The sequence below is a fragment of the Fructilactobacillus fructivorans genome, from assembly GCF_001434095.1.
Lineage (GTDB): Bacteria > Bacillota > Bacilli > Lactobacillales > Lactobacillaceae > Fructilactobacillus > Fructilactobacillus fructivorans.
This window is the reverse complement of the sequence record NZ_AZDS01000001.1, coordinates 281,908-302,272: the sequence shown is the minus strand read 5'-3', so window position 1 is coordinate 302,272 and position 20,365 is coordinate 281,908. Positions and strand designations below refer to the sequence as shown.

Genomic DNA, 20,365 nt, shown 5'->3' with positions numbered 1-20,365 from the left:
TCGGTGCTATCTGTTGGAAAACGGGTAGAACCGTTTTTTTGAGGAGTAAGTTAATTTGAAAGACAACATTTTTTTGAACGGAGAACCGCTGGGGATCCCTGCGGTACTTGCTAATAAGGATAAGCGGGCTCATTTACAGATCCAATTAGAAAAAAAGTATCCTGAAGCCACCATTATTTCAATCAAGTTAAACATCCCTGGTCCCATTAAAAACAATCAAATGATTAATCATTTATTTGATGTTGGATATCGGCGACTTTTAAGGACTCAGTTGTACAATATTAAAATTATCGATAAAATGGGATGGAACACTAATACGGGAAAAGAAGAATTTTTGGTGATGAACAAAAATGGAAGTGCTTTGAAAAAATTGGCAATTCAATTTGAAGATCATGATCGGTTGGGAAGATTGTTTGATGTGGACGTAATGGACGCCCATCATTCTCATTATTCAAGAACTGATCTTGATATGGCTCCCAGGAAGTGTCTGATTTGTCATCATAACGCTAAAGAATGTGCCAGAAATCGAACCCATTCCGTGGAAGATCTTCAAAAAAAGATCAGCGAGATATATTTTAAGGACGCAAAAAATGAATGATGGTGTGTTGGGACTCCCAATTGTACATGACGAGAAAATGACGGTTGTAAATGCTGCCATTGAATCAATGTTATATGAAGTGGTTACTAATCCGAAGCCGGGCTTAGTTGATCCAGTCTCTCATCATTCTCATCCAGACATGGATGTTTTTACTTTTATTGATAGCACCGTTACCATGAGACCGTACTTTGAAATGGCATTTAAGCGAGGACAGACTTTCGTTGAGAATGATTTAAGACAGTTACTTGGGTTGATTCGACCTGATGGAATGGATGCAGAAAAAACGATGTTCCGCGTTACGAAGGGTGTCAATACGCATAAAGGTGCAATCTTTGTGATGGGCATTATGTCAGCGGCTCTGGGATATTTTTCGCAAACAAAGAAGCATTCACTAGGGGATCTTATTAGAACCGAAAAGAAGATGACGAATGGACTGATTCAATCCGACTTTGCCGATGTGAAAAGCAAATCGAGTAAAGAATTAACCGCAGGAGAACGCCAATTTTTAAAGTATGGTAAGACTGGCATTCGTGGGGAAGCCGAAGAGGGCTTTCCCACTGTAATTAATGATGGAATGCCGACACTTCTTAATTCTAAGGGAGACAAGAATGAAATTATTTTAACGACTTTGCTAAACATTGTTGCCCATAGTGAGGACAGCAATTTAATTAAGCGAGCTGGTTCTCCTAAGATTGTTGACCTGGTTCATCAGGACGTTAACTTGATTTTGGGTGATGGCGATCTTTCGGACCCGAAAGCCAAAGAAAAGCTTAAAAAAATGTGTCAAGAGTTTGACGATCAGAATTTAAGCTTAGGTGGATCTGCAGATTTGTTAATCCTGACCATCTTTTTGGGGAAGATAACCGGTAATTTTTAATTATAAGTGTCGTTGATTAAATTAAATTTAAATGGAGTGGTCAAAATGAAAGTTGGAATTGATAAGATTGGTTTTTATACTCCCGGTTATTATATTGATATGGTAGATTTGGCCAATGCTCGTAATGAAGATCCGAATAAATATTTAATTGGAATTGGGCAAACCCAACAGGCTGTGATTCCTCCCACTCAAGACTCTGTGACTTTAGCTGCTAACGCGGCTGCACAGACCATCGATCAGGAAAATAAAGATAAAATTGATCTAATTATTTTTGGTTCCGAGAGTGGGATCGATAATTCTAAGTCAGGGGCAATCTACATTCAAAATCTGCTGGGATTAAGCGCACACGCTCGGGCATTTGAAATTAAGCAGGCTTGTTATGGGGCTACTGCCGGACTTCAGATGGCAAAGGACTATGTTCATTTACACCCAGGGAAACAAGCGTTAGTGATTGGATCAGATATTGCTCGATATGGGATTAAAACGGCTGGTGAGGTTACACAAGGTGGGGGAGCAGTGGCAATGACGATTGCTTCTAATCCGGATGTAATGGCTTTAAGTGATGATAGTAGCGTTTATTCTCAAGATATCATGGATTTTTGGCGTCCAGTTGGTAAAACAGAAGCGCTTGTTGATGGACATTATTCAAATGATATTTATGAGAAGTTCTTTAATGAAACAATTCATGATTATTTAAAGCATCATGATCTGTCCTTTGATGATTTAAAAGCAATTGTTTTTCACTTGCCATACACTAAGATGGGTTTGAAAGGACTTCGTCAGATCCTACCCGAAGTTACGGTTGAAAAGCAAAAATCATTGCTAGATGAATTTGAGGCAAGCCGGATTTATAGTAAACGAGTTGGGAACTTATACACTGGGTCGCTCTACCTGAGTTTACTTTCCCTCTTGGACAATTCATCGGATTTAGAAGTTGGGGATCAAATTGGTGTATTTAGTTACGGCTCTGGAGCTCAAGGAGAGTTTTATGCCGGAATTCTCCAAGATAATTTTAGAAATCCCAAGCGAAAAACTTTGATAAACAAAATGCTAGATAGCAGAGAAAAATTGTCCATCAAGGAATATGAAACGGTGTTTAATAGTTTGCCAAGCATAACCGCTAATGATTATGAATTAAGTATTGATGATGATCATGCTCAATTTGTTTTTGGTGGGGTTAAGTCCAACAAACGTCAGTATTTGAAGCAAGAAAAAAACCATTCACATTAATGTGAATGGTTTTATTTAATTCCGATTCGGTATAATCCGACGACTTTACCTAAAATTGTGACATTTTTTAGGATGATTGGTGCCATTTCATCGTTCTCAGGCTGAAGTCAGAAATGATCACTTTCTTTAAAGAATCGCTTACAGGTCGCTTCATTATCTTCATTCATGGCAATTACAATATCACCGTTTTCAGCAATATTTTGACGTTTGACAATGACTTGGTCACCATCAAGGATGCCAATATTAATCATACTGGTTCCGCTAATTGTCAGCATGAATAATGAATCTGAACTGCGTTGAAGCTCGGAAGGAATCGGGAAGTAATCTGTGGCATCCTGGACTGCCAAGATTGGTTCACCAGCAGCTACGGTCCCGAGTAGGGGCATCTCATCTGGTTCTGCCTGTTGTGAAACGCCTAAGTAGTTCATTCCTTCAGAAGTTACTTCAAGTGCCCGTGGCTTGGTAGGATCCTTAATAAGGTAACCCTTCTTTTCTAATCGAGCTAGATGTCCATGAACCGTCGACGTTGATGAGAGGCCGACTTGTTCTCCAATTTCGCGAACGGTTGGTGGATATCCTTGATCGTGGACTTGTTTCCAAATGTACTCTAGGATATCGTGTTGTTTTGTTTGTGATGCTTGTGACATAAGGCACCTCGGAGTCTTTTTCGTAGTTTTTTAAGTCAAAATAAGCATACCATAAAAAAGCCGCTTTGCAAACGTTTGTTCGTGTACAAATCCTTGTTTTCACGCTTTATTTCATGATATTATAATTGTAAGTGAAAGGAGCGATTAAGATGACTGAAGACAAAGAATTAGAGAAACTTATTCCAAGAATTAACGAATTATCCAAAAAGTCAAAGCAAGAAGGCTTATCTGAAGACGAAAAAGAAGAACAAAATAAACTTAGAAAAGAATATTTAGAGCGTTTTAAAGCTAATTTTAAGAGTCAGATTGAGATGACTAAAGTCTACGATAAAAAGGGAAATGAAATTACCTCAGATAAGGTGAAGGATTCACAACGTAAGAAAAATCTAAGAGACGATTAATTCGAATCTTTTCAAAGCACAGTTAATTGTGTAAAATAACATTGAAAGGTTCGAAGGGAGGTCCACGATTTGTCTACATGGATTTGGATATTAATAGTAATCTTGGCTTTACTAGCTGGTGCCTTGATTGGTTTCTTTGGTGCTCGTAAGTACATGGAAAAGTATTTGAAGGACAATCCTCCAATCAACCAGGATCAACTTAAAGCAATGATGCTTCAGATGGGTCAGAAGCCATCACAAAAGAAGCTTAACCAAATGATGAATGCTATGAAACATCATCAAAACTAAAAAAACGTCGAATTATTTCGACGTTTTTTTATTATGCGGTTTTGACTCATCGACATAAACGTAATTAGGATTGACTTCATTATCAAGTTGATCAAAAGCCGTCTGCATTTGTTTTTCAACTAACTTCTGATTCTTGTTATCCAATTTTTCGGCTTTACTGATGTAAATGGGATCGCCAAAGTTAATGGAGACTTTTTGACGTTTAAAGACTTCTTTTAAAGTAAGCGGGCCTTGATAGACAACGGGGACAAGTGGAACCCCAGCCAATTGAGCAATTAAGGCCGCCCCTCCTTTAAGTTTCTTTGAATGTCTGGTTCCTGATGGGAACATCATTAACGATAAATTAGTTTTTCTCAAAGCTTTTACTGGAATCTTGATTGCTGAGATGCCTGGATTAGCCCGATCGACTGAGAAAACATTAACGTGGCGTAAAAACCAACCTAACATGGGATTTTTAAATAATTCTTTTTTGGCCATAAAGCACAACTGTTTTGGACGAATGACGGTGGCAATGAGAATCATATCGAACCAACTTCGGTGAGGTGCGATTAAGACGTAGTTACCTTTTGGTAACCGATTCTTGTGCATCACGTTCATTGGTCCGTTAACGATTCTTAGTAGGAATTGTCCAACCGTAAATAAAAATGAGTACCACAAAAGATTTCTAGCTCCTTTTTTAAGATGTATAATTTAATAGTATATTATTGATGATGAAACTGACAAGCTAAATTTAAGAAATGAGTGGTGGCAGTGGTGAAATTAAAGGGCGATGAACGGATTGATCAGTTATATAGTCAAGACATCAAAATTATTCAAAGTCCTAGCGTTTTTTCCTTTTCTTTAGATGCTGTAATGCTGGCAAATTTTGCTGAACCGAAGATAAGTAAGAACAGTTTCCTAGTAGATTTGTGTGCTGGAAATGGAGCGGTGGGTCTTTTTTTAAGTCATAAGACTCATGGCAAAATCGCAGAGGTGGAGATTCAACCGAGGCTAAGTGATATGGCTAATCGAAGTGTACAGCTTAATGGATTGGAAGACCAGGTGACCGTTTATAATGATGATTTAAGTCAAGCATCCCAAATCTTTGGGAAAGATTCGGTGGATGTGGTGACCGTTAACCCGCCATATTTTTCGAATCTTTCTACCAGTAAAAAAAATCCCAACGAGTACCTGGCCATTGCAAGACATGAAATTAAAACTAATCTTAGGAGTGTCATCCAAACCAGTAGTGATCTTTTAAAGACGGGCGGGAAACTATACATGGTCTATCGCCCTGATCGACTTCATGAATTAATGAACGTAATGACACATTTTAGACTAGCCATGAAGCGAATTCAATTTATTTATCCTAAGGTTGACCGAAAATCGAATATGATGCTGGTTTCGGCCATTAAAGATGGAAAAGAAACTGGTCTTAACGTTGATTATCCGATCACTGTATATCATCAGAATGGTGAATACTCGAAAGAAGTTAAGAAGATGTTATATGGCGAATAAAAATTATTATATGTATGTTTTGCTTTGTAGTGATGGAACTTTTTATGGTGGTTTTACCAATAATGTATATCGGAGACTAGCTGTGCATCAGGCAGGTAAGGGTGCCAAGTACACTAAGACAAGACGACCATTAAAGTTACTGTATTTTGAAGAGTTTGCTGATAAGAGTACGGCTTTAAAGGCTGAATATGCGTTTAAACACCAAAGCAGAAGTAAGAAAGAAACTTTTTTAATTAATCATGGAATTAGTCCATCTCTTTGGGGGAATTAATGGTTGGGTGTTATAATTACGTTGAATATAAAAGGAGGACTAAGTTATGAAAATCATTGCATATGGAATTAGAGACGATGAAAGACCATACTTAGAACAATGGGACAAGGCTCATCCAGACGTTGAAGTAAAGGCTGAACCAAAATTGTTAGATAATGACACTGTTGATGAAGCTAAAGGATTTGATGGTGTGGTTGCATACCAACAAAAACCTTATACTGCTGACATTTTAGATAAGTTAGCTAGTTTTGGAATTAAATCACTTTCACTTCGAAATGTCGGTGTTGATAATGTGGATGCTGATGCCGTTAAACTGGATGGAATTAACGTTACTAATGTTCCAGCATATTCACCAGCTGCAATTGCTGAATTAGCTGTTACAGAAATGATGCGTTTGCTTCGTAACACTAAGAAATTTGAGGATAAAGAGCGTCATGGCAATATGACCTGGGCTCCAGATATTGCTGACGAAATGAATAAGCAAACCGTTGGTGTTTATGCTACTGGACGCATTGGTCGTCAAGTAGTTAAGATTCTTCAAGGTTTTGGTGCTAAAGTAATTGCATATGATCCTTATCCAAATCCAGAATTGAAAAAAGAGGGCATCTACGTTGATACCCCTAAAGAATTGTACGCAAATTCTGACATTATTACCCTTCATGCTCCAGCATTGAAGGAAAATGATCATATGATTAATGATGATTCAATTGCTCAAATGAAAGACGGAATTAAAATTATTAATGCCGCTCGTGGAAGCTTAATTGATACTGACGCTTTAATTCGTGGACTTGACAGTGGCAAGATTTCTGGTGCTGCACTTGATGTTTATGAAGATGAAGTTGGAGTATTTAACGTTGACTTTGGAAGCTTTGATAAGATCCCAGATGATCGATTGAAGAATTTAATGAAACGCGATAATGTTTTGATTACACCACATATTGCGTTCTACACTAAATCAGCCGTTAAAAACATGGTTCAGATTGCGCTTGATTCAAACGTTCAATTGATTCAAAATGGTAAATCCGATAATTCAGTTGAAGTTAAATAAATAAGAAAAAAGAGCACTTCATAACGAAGTGCTCTTTTTTATGATAAAGCTTTTAATAGATCACAAAGCTCACTTTGAGATGTTACCGTTTGGTCTGGTACAAAATTTGTTTCAGGAACTGACTTTTTGCGGTGATTAAACCAGAAGGCATGCCATCCGGCTCGTTTGGCAGATACAATGTCGTTTGAGAAAGAGTCCCCAATATAAGCCACTTCAGATGGACGAACGTCCAGACGATGATTCATAGCGGTAAAGATTTTAGGGTCGGGCTTTAACATGTGAGCTTCCTCTGAAGTAAGGACATAATTAGGATTGATGTAATTCTTTAAGCCTAGTAATTTTAATTTATTAGTGAGAAATTTAGTTGATCCGTTAGCAATAATTCCGATCTTTAAGTCTTGTGACATTGTCTGAATTGTCTTTAAGAGATCATCGTATGATGAAACTTTTTGAATACATTTAAGGTAATTAGCTTTAAAATGGTCAATCTCAAGTTTACTAGGATCAATATCGTTAACCCCATTTTTAAGGTGATGATAAACCATCTTATCTTGTTTGTATGCTCCCGACATAATGTTGGAATAGACTAAGGAACTTTGTACTTGAAACTTTTTAAATGAAAGTGCTGTATCAAAGGTGGGATGATTGGGGAAGGTTTGAAAGAATGCCTCCTCTGAAACCCGTTTTTGATCATATAATGTGTCGTCGACATCAAACACGACAGCTTTTATCATTTAAATTCCTCCTCAGATAATTAGAACTTTAACATATCTTTAATAATTTACGCAAGATTTGATTAAATCTAAAAATGTTATTGTTATTTAGCTTAATATTTTGTATACTATATCACGGTGTTAATTACCAATACACACCTAGAAAGTTTTATAAGGTGGTGCTCTTTGAGTTCCTTATATAATTCTAGGGAGGAAAAAACTTTTATATGGAGGCTAATTATGGCTGTAGTTACAATGAAACAATTACTTGAGGCTGGTGTTCATTTCGGTCACCAAACTCGTCGTTGGAATCCTAAGATGAAGAAATACATTTTTACTGAACGTAATGGTATTTATATCATCGACTTACAAAAGACGGTTAAGTGCATTGACCGTGCTTACAACTTCATGAAGGATGAAGCAGCAAATGATGCTGTAATTCTTTTTGTTGGTACTAAGAAGCAAGCCCAAGATTCAATTGAAGAAGAAGCAAAACGAGCTGGCGTTTATTACGTTAACCATCGTTGGCTAGGTGGAACCTTAACCAACTGGAACACCATCCAAAAGCGAATTAAGTACTTAAAGAAGCTTAAGAAAATGGCTCAAGATGGAACCTTCGAACGTTTGCCAAAGAAGGAAGTTGCTTTACTTAAGAAGCAAACTGACAAACTTGAAAGATTCTTAGGCGGAATTGAAGATATGCCTAAGATCCCAGATGTAATGTTCATCGTTGATCCCCATAAGGAACAGATTGCATTACACGAAGCCCAAAAGCTTAACATTCCAGTTGTAGCAATGGTAGATACTAATACTGATCCTGATGGAATTGATTATGTTATCCCATCAAATGATGATGCTATTCGTGCTATCAGATTGATTACCTCAACGATGGCAGATGCTATCATTGAGGGTAAGCAGGGCGAAGACGAAGTTAGTGAAAAAGACTTCGATAAAGATGCTGACCAAAAGGATGAAAAATCTGAAGAAACTAAATAGTTAAAGTGATAGGCTGACTTTTATTTAGACCCTTTTTCGGCCTAATTAAGTCAGTTTTTTATTAAAACAAAGGAGATCACAATTATGGCAAAAGTAACCGCTAAACAAGTTAAAGAGTTACGTGATAAGACTAGTGCTGGCATGATGGATGCTAAAAAAGCTTTGGTCGAAGCTGATGGTGACGAAAAGAAAGCCATGGACATTTTAAGAGAAAATGGAGTTGCTAAGGCTGAAAAGAAGAGTGGAAAAGTTGCTGCAAGTGGCTTAACTCGAGTTGCTATTCATGACAATAAAGCTGCGATTGTTGAAATTAATTCACAGACTGACTTCGTTGCCAGTAACGATGATTTTAAAGATTTAATTGATTCTGTGGCTGACGCAATTGCATTAAATCAACCTAAAGATCTTGATGAAGCAATGAAATTGAAGTTAAATGATGGAACTGTTAAAGATGCCATCATTAACACCACTCAGATTACGGGTGAAAAGATTAAATTGCGTCGTTTTAAAACCTTTAACAAAAATGATGATGATAACTTTGGCTTCTATCTTCATAATGGGGGAGAAATTGGCGCTTTAGTTGAGCTTGAAGGTGCAGACGACAATACCGCTAAAGACGTTGCAATGCACGTTGCCGCTGAAAATCCTGAATTCATGACTCAAGATGAAATCCCTTCAGATCGTCTAGATCATGAACGTGAAGTTTTGAAGAAAGAAGCTCTAAGTGAAGGTAAACCAGAAAAGATCGTTGAAAAAATGGTTGATGGTCGTTTGAAGAAGTTCTTAGCTCAAATTAGTTTGGCTGATCAACCCTTTGTAAAAGATCCTGACATGTCCGTTCAACAATACGTTGAATCAAATAATGGTAAATTAAAGGGCTTTGTTAGATATGAAGTTGGTGAAGGTATTGAACAAGATACCCAAAGCTTTGCTGATGAAGTTAAACAACAAATGAATCAATAATTGAAACGTAAAAAAGTCAGTGTATTTAGCACTGGCTTTTTTGTTATGGGTAGCTTTGCTACACTGTTGTTATGCTTTAATATATGCTAAAATTATCGTAGTTAATTTATAATGTTGGAGGAAGTCTGATGTCAGATTTAAAATACAAACGTATCGTTTTGAAGTTAAGCGGTGAAGCTCTTGCAGGAGATAAAGGATTTGGAATTAATCCTCCTGTTATCAAGACGATTGCTGAAGAAATCAGAGACGTCTATAATTTAGGAATTCAGATTGCTATCGTCGTTGGTGGTGGAAACATGTGGCGTGGTGAAGCTGGAGAAGAAATGGGTATGGAGAGATCTCAAGCAGATTATATTGGGATGCTTTCTACGATTATGAACGGGTTAGCTTTGCAAGATAACCTAGAGTCGGTGGAAGTTCCAACCCGGCTTCAGACTTCAATTGAAATGAAACAAATTGCTGAACCTTATATTCGACGTAAAGCTGTTCGTCACTTAGAAAAGGGAAGAATCGTTATTTTTGCAGGTGGAACTGGTAATCCGTATTTCTCAACTGATACAACGGCAGTTCTTCGAGCAGCAGAAATTAATGCTGATGCAATTCTGATGGCCAAAAATGGTGTTGATGGAATTTATTCAGCTGATCCTAAGACTGATCCTAACGCCAAGAAGTATGATCATTTAACACAAATGGATATTATTAATAAGGGTCTTCATGTAATGGATACTACCGCTAGCTCACTCTCAATGGATAACAATATTCCACTGGTAGTATTCAACTTAAATAAACCCGGAAATATTAAAAAGGTTGTTCAAGGTGAAAAAATTGGAACAATTGTGGAAGGAAAGTAATATGCCTAGTTCTAAAGAAATTATCAACACAACTCAATCAAAGATGAAAAAAGCTGAGGAAGCACTTCAACGCGAGCTTGGAAATATTCGAGCTGGAGGCGCTAATGCTAGCTTACTCAGTCCAGTAAAGGTTAATTATTATGGAGCGTCGACGCCATTAAACCAAGTAGCTTCAATCTCAATTCCAGAACCACGAGTTATCTTGGTTACTCCTTATGACAAGAGTTCTTTAAAGGATATTGAACATGGCATCTTGGAGGCCGATCTTGGTATTAATCCAATGAACGATGGCGATAATATCCGTATTGTTATCCCACAATTAACTGAAGATCGTCGTAAAGAACTTGCTAAAAAAGTTAAAGCAACCGGTGAGGACGGTAAAGTTGCTGTTCGAAACGTACGTCGTGATGGCATGGATGCCGCTAAGCGTGGCAATAAAGATGGTGACTTTACCGATGACGAGTCGCACGATTTAGAAGATCGGATTCAAAAAATCACTGACAAATCAATTTCTGAAGTGGAGAACATCGTTTCGAAAAAAGAGGATGAAATCCTTAACGGCTAATAAAAAAAGGGAGCTTTTCTAATGGCTGATGAAAATAAGAACGAAAAAGAAGTAACACCCGGAACACCAGAATTTGATCACATGGCATTTCGTTTAAAGCAGGCAGTTAATGAGGAAAATTTGCGTGCTTTGGACTATGATGGTAATCAACTACAGAAGATTCAAGACAATGTTTATGTAATGCCTGCATACATTGATAAGAACTTTAACCTGTTTTTTGTGGTTTCACCATTGATTGAAAATGATTGGATTATTGCCTTTTCAAAGGCAACGATTGAGAATGGAAATGAAATTACAGATCTTTCGGAACCGATTCCAACTGGTGAAGGTTTAAATCAGTTAGGTGAACATAGCCCTGAGGACGCCAACAAAATCTTAAAGTATTTTAATACTTTGGTTGATGCAGGTCGGGGCGAATGGAAATTAGTAAAGTAAAGGATGAGGAATCTCTCATCCTTTACTTATGTCAAATATTGAGGTGCTTAAATGACTAACGAACTGGATAACGCAAACATTCCTAATCATGTTGCAATCATTATGGATGGAAACGGCCGCTGGGCAAAAAAGAGGCACTTACCTAGAATTGCTGGCCACAAACGTGGAATGGAAGTTGTAAAGGACATTACTACTGAAGCAAGTAATCTTGGAGTAAAAGTATTAACGTTATACGCATTTTCGACGGAAAATTGGAAACGGCCGGAAAAAGAAGTCCAATATATAATGAGTTTACCAACTAAATTTTTTGATAATTTTGTTCCTAGTCTCATCAAGCATAACGTTAGGGTGGCAACTATTGGTGATGTTTCTGGTCTACCTGAGCAAACTCAAAAAGCAGTTTATGATGCCATCAATGATACGAAGAAATGCACTGGGATGATCTTAAATTTTGCTTTGAATTATGGTAGTCGAGATGAGATTGTACATGGAATCAAAGAAATTGCCGAAAAAGTAAAGAATGGTACCATGAACGTTAATGATATTTCAGATAAGACGGTTTCAGATCATTTAATGACTTCTTTTTTGGGAGAAAATGCTGACCCAGATTTATTGATTCGAACTAGTGGCGAAGAGCGTGTTTCTAACTTCTTGTTGTGGCAAATTGCTTATAGTGAATTAGAGTTTGTTGATCAGTACTGGCCTGATTTTACTCCTGAGAATTTTAAAAATACAATTATACAATTTCAACAACGTCACCGTCGTTTTGGCGGGTTAGACGTAAAATAGGAGACTTATTATGAAACAAAGAATTATCACGGCTATCATTGCTTTGATTATTTTTATACCCATTATTGTTGCTGGAGGAATTTGGATTGACTTAGCAGCAATTGTGCTAGGTCTAATTGCTTTAGCAGAAATTTTTATCATGAAAAAAAGGCTTTTAGTGTCACCTGAAACATTGATTGCGTTTATTGCTGTAATTGCTATGATTATTCCGACAAGTTGGTTATCGTTTTTGCCCTTGTGGATTAAACCTCCATTTGCAATTTATATCTTAATCATGCTGCTGATGCTATTTACCGTTTTTTCAAAAAATAAGTTTAACTTTGATGATGCTGGAGTTTTCACTTTAGCGATTTTGTACATTGGATTTGGTTTTCACTACTTCATTGAAGCTCGAATGGATGGACTAGTAACTCTGCTGTACGCTTTGTTCATTGTTTGGTTAACTGATTCTGGGGCCTACTTTTTTGGTAGGGCCTTTGGCAAGCATAAGTTGGCACCCCACATCTCGCCTAATAAGACATGGGAAGGCTCGATTGGTGGAACCGCATTAGCAGCTATCTTATGTACGCTTTTTGTATACTTTTTCCCAATCGATGGAATTGGAACGGTAAGTATGTTTTTCATTACCATCGTTCTATCGATCTTCGGTCAATTTGGTGATTTAGTGGAATCAGCTTTAAAACGTTACTATGGCGTTAAAGATTCTGGTAAAATTCTGCCGGGCCACGGTGGCATCTTGGATCGTTTTGATAGTTTATTGTTTGTTTTACCATTACTACATTTATTTGGAATTGTGTAATATCTGGAAAGGATTGTGTCTTTTTTGTTAATTACAATTATTAGCTTCATAATCATTTTTGGAATATTAGTTTTTGTTCATGAATTCGGTCATTTTATCGTCGCTAAGATGTCTGGAATTATGGTACGAGAATTTTCAATTGGCATGGGTCCTAAATTATTTTATTATCGTCATAACCATACGACTTATACGTTACGTTTGTTACCAATCGGTGGTTACGTTCGAATGGCAGGAAGTAGTGATGACGAAGATGAAGAAATTCAACCTGGAACCCCAGTCCGCCTTCAGACAAATGACCAGGGTGTTGTTACTAGAATTGATTTAAGCAATAAAAGTCAGTTATTTCAGGGAATTCCTCTCGATGTTTCTGGTTCAGATCTTGAAAGAGGATTATGGATTGAGGGATATGAAAATGGAGATGATTCTGAAAAAAAGCGTTTTTCTGTTGATCACGACGCTACTATTATTGAGAAGGATGGGATTGAGGTACAGATTGCACCCATTGATGTGCAATTTCAATCTGCTCCATTGTACAAACGACTTCTAGTAAATTGCGCGGGAATTTTTAATAACGTGGTGTTAGCGATTGTTGCCTTTATGTTGCTTTCTTTTATGCAAGGTGGAGTTCCTAATAATTCTAACAAGGTTAATCTTTCACCACAGGTATCGATTGCTAAAAAAGCTGGAGTCCAGAATAATAGTAATATTTTAGCGGTGGATGGTCATAAGACGAATACGTGGAATGATGTTGGAACCATGATTCAGAAGCGTCCTGATAAAAAGGTGACCTTAACCGTTAAGCATGATGGAAGGGTTAAGAACATCTCAATGACCACCAAATCTCAAACCGTTCAAAAACAGAAAATTGGAGTGATTGGGATTGAACAAGCGATGGATACCAGTTTTTCTGCTAAATTGTTTTCTGGATTTACTCGAACTTGGAATATGACCACCGAATTAGGTGGGGTACTGGGTTCGATGCTTACGCACTTCTCGTTAAATGATCTAGGAGGTCCAGTTGCGATCTTTGCTGAAACGTCCAGTGCTTCGAAAGCTGGTTTTCTTGGATTATTAAGTTTCTTAGCTTTTCTATCAATTAACTTAGCTATTGTAAATGTTTTGCCAATTCCCGCATTAGATGGTGGTAAAATATTACTTAACATTGTGGAAGCGATTAGAAGAAAACCTGTTTCAGAAAAAACAGAAACGATTATTACGCTCATTGGTTTTGCCATTATAGTGGTATTAATGGTACTAGTAACTTGGAATGACATTGAGCGATACTTTATTCGATAAAACATTAGGGGTTATAAATAAAATGAAACAATCAAAATTATTGATACCAACTTTAAAACAAGATCCAGCCGGAGCCGAAGCGCTTAGTCATAAAATGCTGGTTAGAGCGGGATTTGTTAGACAGGTGTCGGCTGGGATGTATGCCTACCTACCGCTCGCTTATCGAGTTCTTGAGAACATCAAAAAAGTTGTGCGAGAAGAGTTGGCCAAGACTGACGCGGCTGAAATGTTAATGCCAGCAGTTATTCCGGCTCAGCTCTGGAAAGACTCTGGAAGATATGATACTTATGGTCCAGAATTATTTAAGTTTAAGAATCGTCACGACACTGATTTTATTTTGGGTCCTACTCATGAAGAAACTTTTACTGATTTAATTAAAAACAATATTAAATCATACAAAAAATTGCCATTAATCCTCTACCAAATTCAACCAAAGTATCGGGATGAAGATCGACCAAGATATGGATTATTAAGAAGTCGAGAGTTTATCATGCTTGATGCTTATTCATTCTCTGAAAACAATGATGATTTGGATAAAGTTTATAAGCAAATGGAATCAGCATTCCAAAAGATTTTTGATCGAATTGGATTAAATTACCGCACCATCATTGGTGATGCTGGCTCAATGGGTGGTTCTGATTCAAAAGAATTTTCTGCTCCTGCTGCAGTTGGGGAAGATACCATCGTGTACTCTGATGATAGTGATTATGCAGCTAACCTAGAGATGGCTACCAATATGTTTGTTGATCAGAAGGGTCACGCTGACTTAAAAGATCTTGAACTAGTGGATACGCCTGATGTAACTAACATTAATCAAGTTAGTAAATTCTTTGATATTGAAAAGAATCAAATTATTAAAAGTTTGCTTTATATTGTTGATGATAAGCCTGTCATGATTTTAATTCGTGGTGATCAGAAGATTAATCCAACTAAAGTGAAGAATTACTTTAATGCTGATTCAGTTGAATTGGCTAGTCCAAGTGAAGTGCAAGATTCATTAAACGTGAAACCAGGATCTGTCGGACCCATTAAAGTTCCTGATGATATTCCCGTTTACGCTGATCAGTACGTTAAGGGAATTAGTAATGCTGTTACCGGTGCTAATGAAAATGGGAAACACTATAAGAATGTTAACTATGATCGTGATTATCAGGTAAAAGACTTTGGTGATTTTCATTTGGTTAAAGAAGGAAACATTTCCCCGGATGGGAGTGGAGTTCTGAAATTTACCAAGGGGATCGAAATTGGTCATATCTTTAAATTAGGAACCAGGTATTCGAAGACACTGGGAGCCGATATTCTTGATAAGAATGGGAGAAGCATCCCAGTTGTCATGGGATCCTATGGAATTGGAATTAGTCGCCTGTTATCAGCGGTTTCTGAACAACAAGCTGATCAAAATGGATTGGTTTGGCCAAAAGAAATTGCTCCTTATGACGTTCACATCATCCCAACAAACGTTAAAAATGATGAACAGTTAGAGATGACTACTGCAATTGAAAAAGAGCTTGAGTCTAAGGGACTGTCCGTTTTAGTTGACGATCGAAAAGAACGAGCTGGAGTCAAATTTGCCGATTCTGATCTGATTGGAATTCCGATTCGTGTCACCATTGGTAAAAAAGCCGATGAAGGAATTGTAGAAGTGAAGATTCGAAAGACCGGCGAAACGATTGAAACTAAACAAGATGACCTTAACAATACAATTGATATTTTGTCGAAAGAGATTTAAATTAAAGACCAGGTTATAACTGGTCTTTTTTAAACTAACGAAAGAGAGGGTCAAAGTGAGTTTAAATAAAAAAGAATTATTCAGTAAGCTACTTCAGCAAATTAAACTATCGGATTCAGTTGATCAATCTTACTTTAAGAACGCAGAAATTGACAAAATTGATGTTCATCAGAAGTCTAATCGGTGGCACTTTTATCTTGAACTACCTGAAATTATGCCATATGAAAAATTTGTTGAGTTTATTCATCACATGGACATTGCTTTTGATGGCATTGCTACGGTTGATTTTGAGATTAAAACGAAGGATAACAGTTTTGATAACCGGAAGCTTGGCGATTATTGGCAATGGGTCGTAAATAATGCTGGAATTACGTCTAATTTAACTCATGAATTGTGCAATAATAATTTACCAAAGCTAATTGATGATCGTGTGACATTTCTAGCAGACAATGAGATCGTAAAAGATTTTTTGGATGGAAAAGCTTTAGGTCCCATTGAAGCTACTTATCAAAAAATTGGATTTCCTAAATTTTCAATTCATACCATGGTTGACGCTACTTCTTCTCAAGCAAAGATTGATGATTTAAAGAAGAAGAAGCAACAACGTGACGTTGAGTTAGCTCAAAAGGCCATGAAAGCCATGCAAACTTCATCAAATAAGGGTACTAAAAGTAATAAGCATTCAAAATTGATTGGTAAAAAGATTAAGGATGATGTTGACGTTACTAAAATGGTCGACATAACTGAAGAAGAACGTTCTGCTGTGGTCAGTGGTTATGTTTTTAATAAAGAGATTCGATCATTACGTTCTGGTCGTCAATTAATGATTTTGAAAGTTACTGATTATTCGTCTTCTATTGTAGTAAAGAAGTTTTCCAAAAATGATGATGAGGAACAAGAATTTGCCGCACTAGATGAAGGGGATTGGGTTAAAGTTCGTGGCAGTATTCAAGAGGACAACTATTCTCATGAGTTAACGCTCAATGCTTATGACATTAATCCAATCAAGCATGAAGAAAAAGAAGACACTGCACCGAAAGATAAGAAACGGGTTGAACTTCATCTCCATTCCAACATGAGTCAGATGGATGCTACTAATTCGGTTAGTGATTACGTTAGTCGTGCAAAGAAGTGGGGTCATCCGGCAATCGCAATTACTGATCATGATGATGTGCAGGCCTTTCCAGATGCTTATCATGCGGCAAGTGATAATGACATAAAAATGATTTACGGAATGGAAGCAAACGTCGTTGATGATGGTGAGCCCATTGCTTATAACGATAAACATACAGCATTAAAAGATGCTACATATGTTGTATTTGACGTTGAAACGACTGGATTGTCAGCTATTTATGATAAGGTCATTGAACTTTCAGCCGTAAAAATGCAAAACAATAACGTAATTGATCAATTTGAGGAATTCATTGACCCAGGATTTCCATTATCAGAACAGACGACTAATTTAACTTCGATTACGAATGATATGGTAGCTGGATCAAAGTCTGAAGAAGAAGTATTTAAATTGTTTCGAGAGTTTTATGGTGATGCAATTATCGTTGGACATAACGTAACCTTTGATGTTGGTTTTATGAATACGGGATATGAACGTCATGGGATGGATAAGATTAGTAATCCGATTATTGATACGTTGACGTTGGCAAGGTTTTTATATCCTAACTTTAAAAGTTATCGTTTAAACACATTAGCAAAAAAGTTTGATGTTTCACTTGAGCACCATCACCGAGCTATTTACGATGCTGAATCTACCGGACATTTAAATTATTTGTTCTTAAAGGAAGCAGAAGATAAGTACAACATTCAGTATCATGATCAGCTTAATGATCACATGGAAGAACATGATGCTTATAAACATGCCCGTCCTTTTCATGCCGTTATTCTTGCGCAGACGCAGGCTGGATTGAAAAATTTATTTAAATTAGTTTCAATTGCTCATGTTGATTATTACTATCGAGTTCCCCGAATTCCACGAAGTCAGCTCAAAAAATTTCGTGAGGGATTGCTCATTGGGTCAGCATGCTCAAGCGGAGAAGTTTTTACCGCGATGATGCAAAAGGGAAAACAGGAAGCTTTAAACAAAGCTAAATTTTATGATTATCTTGAAGTTCAACCCCAAGCTGCTTATCAGCCCCTGATCGATCAGGGGTTAATTAGTGATCGTGGGAAACTGCAAGAGATCATTAAAAATATGTATGAAATTGCTCATGAGTTGGATATTCCATTAGTAGCAACTGGTGATGCTCACTATTTAGACCCACATGATTATATCTATCGGAAAATTTTGATTCATTCGCAGGGTGGAGCTAATCCACTTAACCGACAAGAATTACCCGATTTACACTTTCGAACTACCGATGAAATGTTAAAAGATTTTAACTTCTTAGGTGAAGATCAGGCTGAAGAAATTGTAGTGGACAACACTAATAAGATCGCTGACAAAATTGATGATGTGAAACCACTTAAAGATAAGTTGTATACACCAAGAATGGAAGGTGCGGAGGACGAGATTCGGCAAAGAACTTTAGATACCGCGCATCGCTTGTATGGTGATCCTCTTCCAGATATTGTACAGAAACGACTTGATAGAGAACTAAAAAGTATTATTGGAAATGGTTTCTCTGTTATTTATTTAATTGCCCAACGATTGGTATCGAAAAGTAATAAGGATGGATACTTGGTTGGATCACGGGGTTCAGTTGGTTCTAGTTTAGTTGCTACCATGTCTGGAATCACTGAAGTAAATCCCCTACCACCTCACTATCGTTGCCCTAATTGTCAGTATTCCCAGTTTTTTACCAAGGGTGAATATAGTTCTGGCTTTGACCTTCCACACAAAAAGTGTCCTAAATGTGGGACGGTGATGATAGGAGACGGTCATAACATTCCGTTTGAAACCTTCTTAGGATTTAAGGGAAATAAAGTTCCTGATATTGATTTAAATTTCTCGGGAGACTATCAACCAATTGCCCATAATTACACTAAGGTTCTTTTCGGTGAGAAAAATGTTTATCGTGCGGGAACGATTGGAACCGTTGCTGATAAGACAGCTTATGGTTATGTAAAGGCCTATGAACGTGACACTGGAAAGCGATTTAGAAATGCAGAAATTGATCGACTTTCAAAGGGAGCCACGGGAGTTAAAAGAACAACTGGTCAACATCCAGCGGGGATTATTGTTGTTCCCGATTATATGGATATTTATGATTTTACGCCCATCCAGTATCCTGCTGAAGATCAGAATGCTGCTTGGAAAACAACCCATTTTGATTTCCATTCCATTCATGACAATATTTTAAAAATTGATATTTTAGGACATGATGATCCCACGATGATCAGAATGCTACAAGATTTATCTGGGGTTGATCCAACGACCATCCCAATGGATGATCCAGGAGTGATGTCGTTGTTTGCCAGTCCTAAGATTCTGGGGGTAACTCCTGAACAGGTATTTTCTAAAACCGGAACTTTAGGGATTCCTGAATTCGGGACTCGCTTTGTTCGTGGAATGTTAGAAGAAACTAAGCCTAGCAATTTCTCTGAATTACTCCAGATTTCTGGTTTGTCCCACGGGACTGATGTTTGGCTAGGAAACGCAGAAGAGTTGATTAAAGATGGAACGGCTACGATTGCGAACGTTATTGGATGTCGTGATAATATTATGACTGATTTGATCAACTGGGGGTTAGATTCAGAGACTTCATTTCAGGTCATGGAACAGGTCCGTCACGGTCGTGGAATTAAAGACGAGTGGCAGGATAAGATGACGGATGTTGGAGTTCCACAATGGTACATTGATTCATGTCTAAAAATTAAGTATATGTTTCCTCGGGCTCACGCTGCTGCGTATGTTTTGATGGCCCTGCGAGTTGCTTACTTTAAAGTTTACTTTCCACTTGTTTATTATGCTGCTTACTTTTCTGTTCGGGCTGATGATTTTGACATTGTTGCCATGAGTCATGGAAAAGAAGCAGTAAAATCTAGTATTAAAGAGATTAATAATAAAGGAACCGATGCTTCTACCAAGGAAAAGAATCTTCTTACCGTTTTAGAGATTGCTAATGAAATGTTAGAGCGCGGTTTCGAATTTGAAATGGTTGACATTAATCGCTCTGACGCTTCTGAGTGGCTAATTGATGGCAATAAGCTGATTGCACCATTTAGAGCGGTTCCGGGCTTGGGATTGAACGTTGCAAAGCAAATTGTTGCTGCTAGAGAAGATAAACCGTTTATTTCAAAGGAAGATCTTGCTAAACGTGGTAAGGTATCTAAAACAATCATTGAATTTATGACGCAAAACGGAGTCTTAAACGATTTACCAGATGAAAATCAGCTTAGTTTGTTTGATCTCTAGGGC

Annotated in this window: 20 protein-coding genes and 1 pseudogene; 18 read left to right on the top strand and 3 right to left on the bottom strand. The window is 37.4% G+C overall.

What is annotated here, in order from left to right:
- The first annotated feature begins 55 nt into the window (after positions 1-55).
- Genes citX through FC73_RS01570 form a run of 3 tightly spaced genes read left to right on the top strand, consistent with a single transcriptional unit; the run spans position 56 to position 2,705 of the window.
- The gene (citX, locus tag FC73_RS01580; RefSeq protein ID WP_010021297.1) at positions 56-598 is read left to right on the top strand and encodes a citrate lyase holo-[acyl-carrier protein] synthase; all 543 of its coding nucleotides are present in this window, start codon (positions 56-58) and stop codon (positions 596-598) included.
- Positions 591-1,475, top strand: coding sequence for a triphosphoribosyl-dephospho-CoA synthase CitG (citG, locus tag FC73_RS01575; protein WP_010021299.1), 885 nt, complete (start codon positions 591-593; stop codon positions 1,473-1,475). Before citX ends, citG begins: the two co-directional genes overlap by 8 nt.
- A 45-nt stretch (positions 1,476-1,520) precedes the next feature.
- Positions 1,521-2,705 carry a hydroxymethylglutaryl-CoA synthase gene (locus tag FC73_RS01570; protein ID WP_010021300.1) on the top strand — a complete coding sequence of 395 codons (1,185 nt, stop codon included), beginning with the start codon at positions 1,521-1,523 and terminating at the stop codon, positions 2,703-2,705.
- Between the two features lie 11 nt (positions 2,706-2,716).
- Here FC73_RS01570 and lexA read toward each other — a convergent pair.
- A pseudogene (lexA, locus tag FC73_RS01565) lies at positions 2,717-3,352 on the bottom strand (transcriptional repressor LexA).
- Between the two features lie 149 nt (positions 3,353-3,501).
- Between lexA and FC73_RS01560 the strand changes: the two are divergent.
- Positions 3,502-3,753, top strand: coding sequence for a DUF896 domain-containing protein (locus FC73_RS01560; protein WP_010021302.1), 252 nt, complete (start codon positions 3,502-3,504; stop codon positions 3,751-3,753).
- Between the two features lie 69 nt (positions 3,754-3,822).
- Entirely contained in the window at positions 3,823-4,041 is a 219-nt protein-coding gene (locus tag FC73_RS01555; protein WP_010021303.1) for a YneF family protein, read from the top strand.
- A gap of 12 nt (positions 4,042-4,053) precedes the next feature.
- On the opposite strand, the gene FC73_RS01550 is transcribed toward FC73_RS01555, so the two are convergent.
- Positions 4,054-4,698 (bottom strand): lysophospholipid acyltransferase family protein, encoded by a 645-nt coding sequence (locus tag FC73_RS01550; protein WP_010021305.1) that lies wholly within the window; start codon positions 4,696-4,698, stop codon positions 4,054-4,056.
- Between the two features lie 96 nt (positions 4,699-4,794).
- On the opposite strand from FC73_RS01550, the gene FC73_RS01545 reads away from it, so the two are divergent.
- From FC73_RS01545 to FC73_RS01535, 3 genes are read left to right on the top strand one after another with little or no spacing between them, the layout of a single operon-like run.
- On the top strand, positions 4,795-5,538 hold the full coding sequence (locus FC73_RS01545; protein ID WP_010021306.1) for a tRNA1(Val) (adenine(37)-N6)-methyltransferase: 744 nt from the start codon (positions 4,795-4,797) through the stop codon (positions 5,536-5,538).
- Positions 5,528-5,809 (top strand): GIY-YIG nuclease family protein, encoded by a 282-nt coding sequence (locus FC73_RS01540; protein ID WP_010021307.1) that lies wholly within the window; start codon positions 5,528-5,530, stop codon positions 5,807-5,809. Before FC73_RS01545 ends, FC73_RS01540 begins: the two co-directional genes overlap by 11 nt.
- Before the next feature lie 46 nt (positions 5,810-5,855).
- Positions 5,856-6,857 carry a D-2-hydroxyacid dehydrogenase gene (locus FC73_RS01535; RefSeq protein ID WP_010021310.1) on the top strand — a complete coding sequence of 334 codons (1,002 nt, stop codon included), beginning with the start codon at positions 5,856-5,858 and terminating at the stop codon, positions 6,855-6,857.
- Positions 6,858-6,895: 38 nt separating this feature from the next.
- On the opposite strand, the gene FC73_RS01530 is transcribed toward FC73_RS01535, so the two are convergent.
- Positions 6,896-7,591: an HAD family hydrolase gene (locus FC73_RS01530; RefSeq protein ID WP_010021311.1), complete on the bottom strand. Its 696-nt coding sequence runs from the start codon at positions 7,589-7,591 to the stop codon at positions 6,896-6,898.
- 219 nt (positions 7,592-7,810) lie between these two features.
- On the opposite strand from FC73_RS01530, the gene rpsB reads away from it, so the two are divergent.
- From rpsB to FC73_RS01480, 10 genes are all read left to right on the top strand, one after another.
- Positions 7,811-8,566, top strand: coding sequence for a 30S ribosomal protein S2 (gene rpsB, locus FC73_RS01525; RefSeq protein WP_010021312.1), 756 nt, complete (start codon positions 7,811-7,813; stop codon positions 8,564-8,566).
- An 81-nt stretch (positions 8,567-8,647) separates the two neighbouring features.
- Positions 8,648-9,529, top strand: coding sequence for a translation elongation factor Ts (gene tsf / locus FC73_RS01520; RefSeq protein ID WP_191974369.1), 882 nt, complete (start codon positions 8,648-8,650; stop codon positions 9,527-9,529).
- 128 nt (positions 9,530-9,657) lie between these two features.
- Entirely contained in the window at positions 9,658-10,380 is a 723-nt protein-coding gene (pyrH, locus tag FC73_RS01515; protein WP_010021316.1) for a UMP kinase, read from the top strand.
- Between the two features lies 1 nt (position 10,381).
- Entirely contained in the window at positions 10,382-10,945 is a 564-nt protein-coding gene (frr, locus tag FC73_RS01510; RefSeq protein WP_010021317.1) for a ribosome recycling factor, read from the top strand.
- 21 nt (positions 10,946-10,966) lie between these two features.
- Positions 10,967-11,380, top strand: a complete 414-nt coding sequence (locus FC73_RS01505) for a hypothetical protein (RefSeq protein ID WP_010021318.1) — start codon at positions 10,967-10,969, stop codon at positions 11,378-11,380.
- Positions 11,381-11,431: 51 nt separating this feature from the next.
- Positions 11,432-12,169: an isoprenyl transferase gene (locus FC73_RS01500; RefSeq protein WP_010021319.1), complete on the top strand. Its 738-nt coding sequence runs from the start codon at positions 11,432-11,434 to the stop codon at positions 12,167-12,169.
- Between the two features lie 10 nt (positions 12,170-12,179).
- Positions 12,180-12,968, top strand: a complete 789-nt coding sequence (locus tag FC73_RS01495) for a phosphatidate cytidylyltransferase (protein WP_010021322.1) — start codon at positions 12,180-12,182, stop codon at positions 12,966-12,968.
- A gap of 24 nt (positions 12,969-12,992) precedes the next feature.
- Positions 12,993-14,264: an RIP metalloprotease RseP gene (gene rseP / locus FC73_RS01490; RefSeq protein WP_010021323.1), complete on the top strand. Its 1,272-nt coding sequence runs from the start codon at positions 12,993-12,995 to the stop codon at positions 14,262-14,264.
- 22 nt (positions 14,265-14,286) lie between these two features.
- Positions 14,287-15,993, top strand: a complete 1,707-nt coding sequence (locus tag FC73_RS01485) for a proline--tRNA ligase (protein WP_010021324.1) — start codon at positions 14,287-14,289, stop codon at positions 15,991-15,993.
- A gap of 55 nt (positions 15,994-16,048) precedes the next feature.
- Complete coding sequence (locus FC73_RS01480) at positions 16,049-20,362, top strand: PolC-type DNA polymerase III (RefSeq protein WP_010021325.1); 4,314 nt, start codon at positions 16,049-16,051, stop codon at positions 20,360-20,362.
- Positions 20,363-20,365 lie beyond the last annotated feature (3 nt).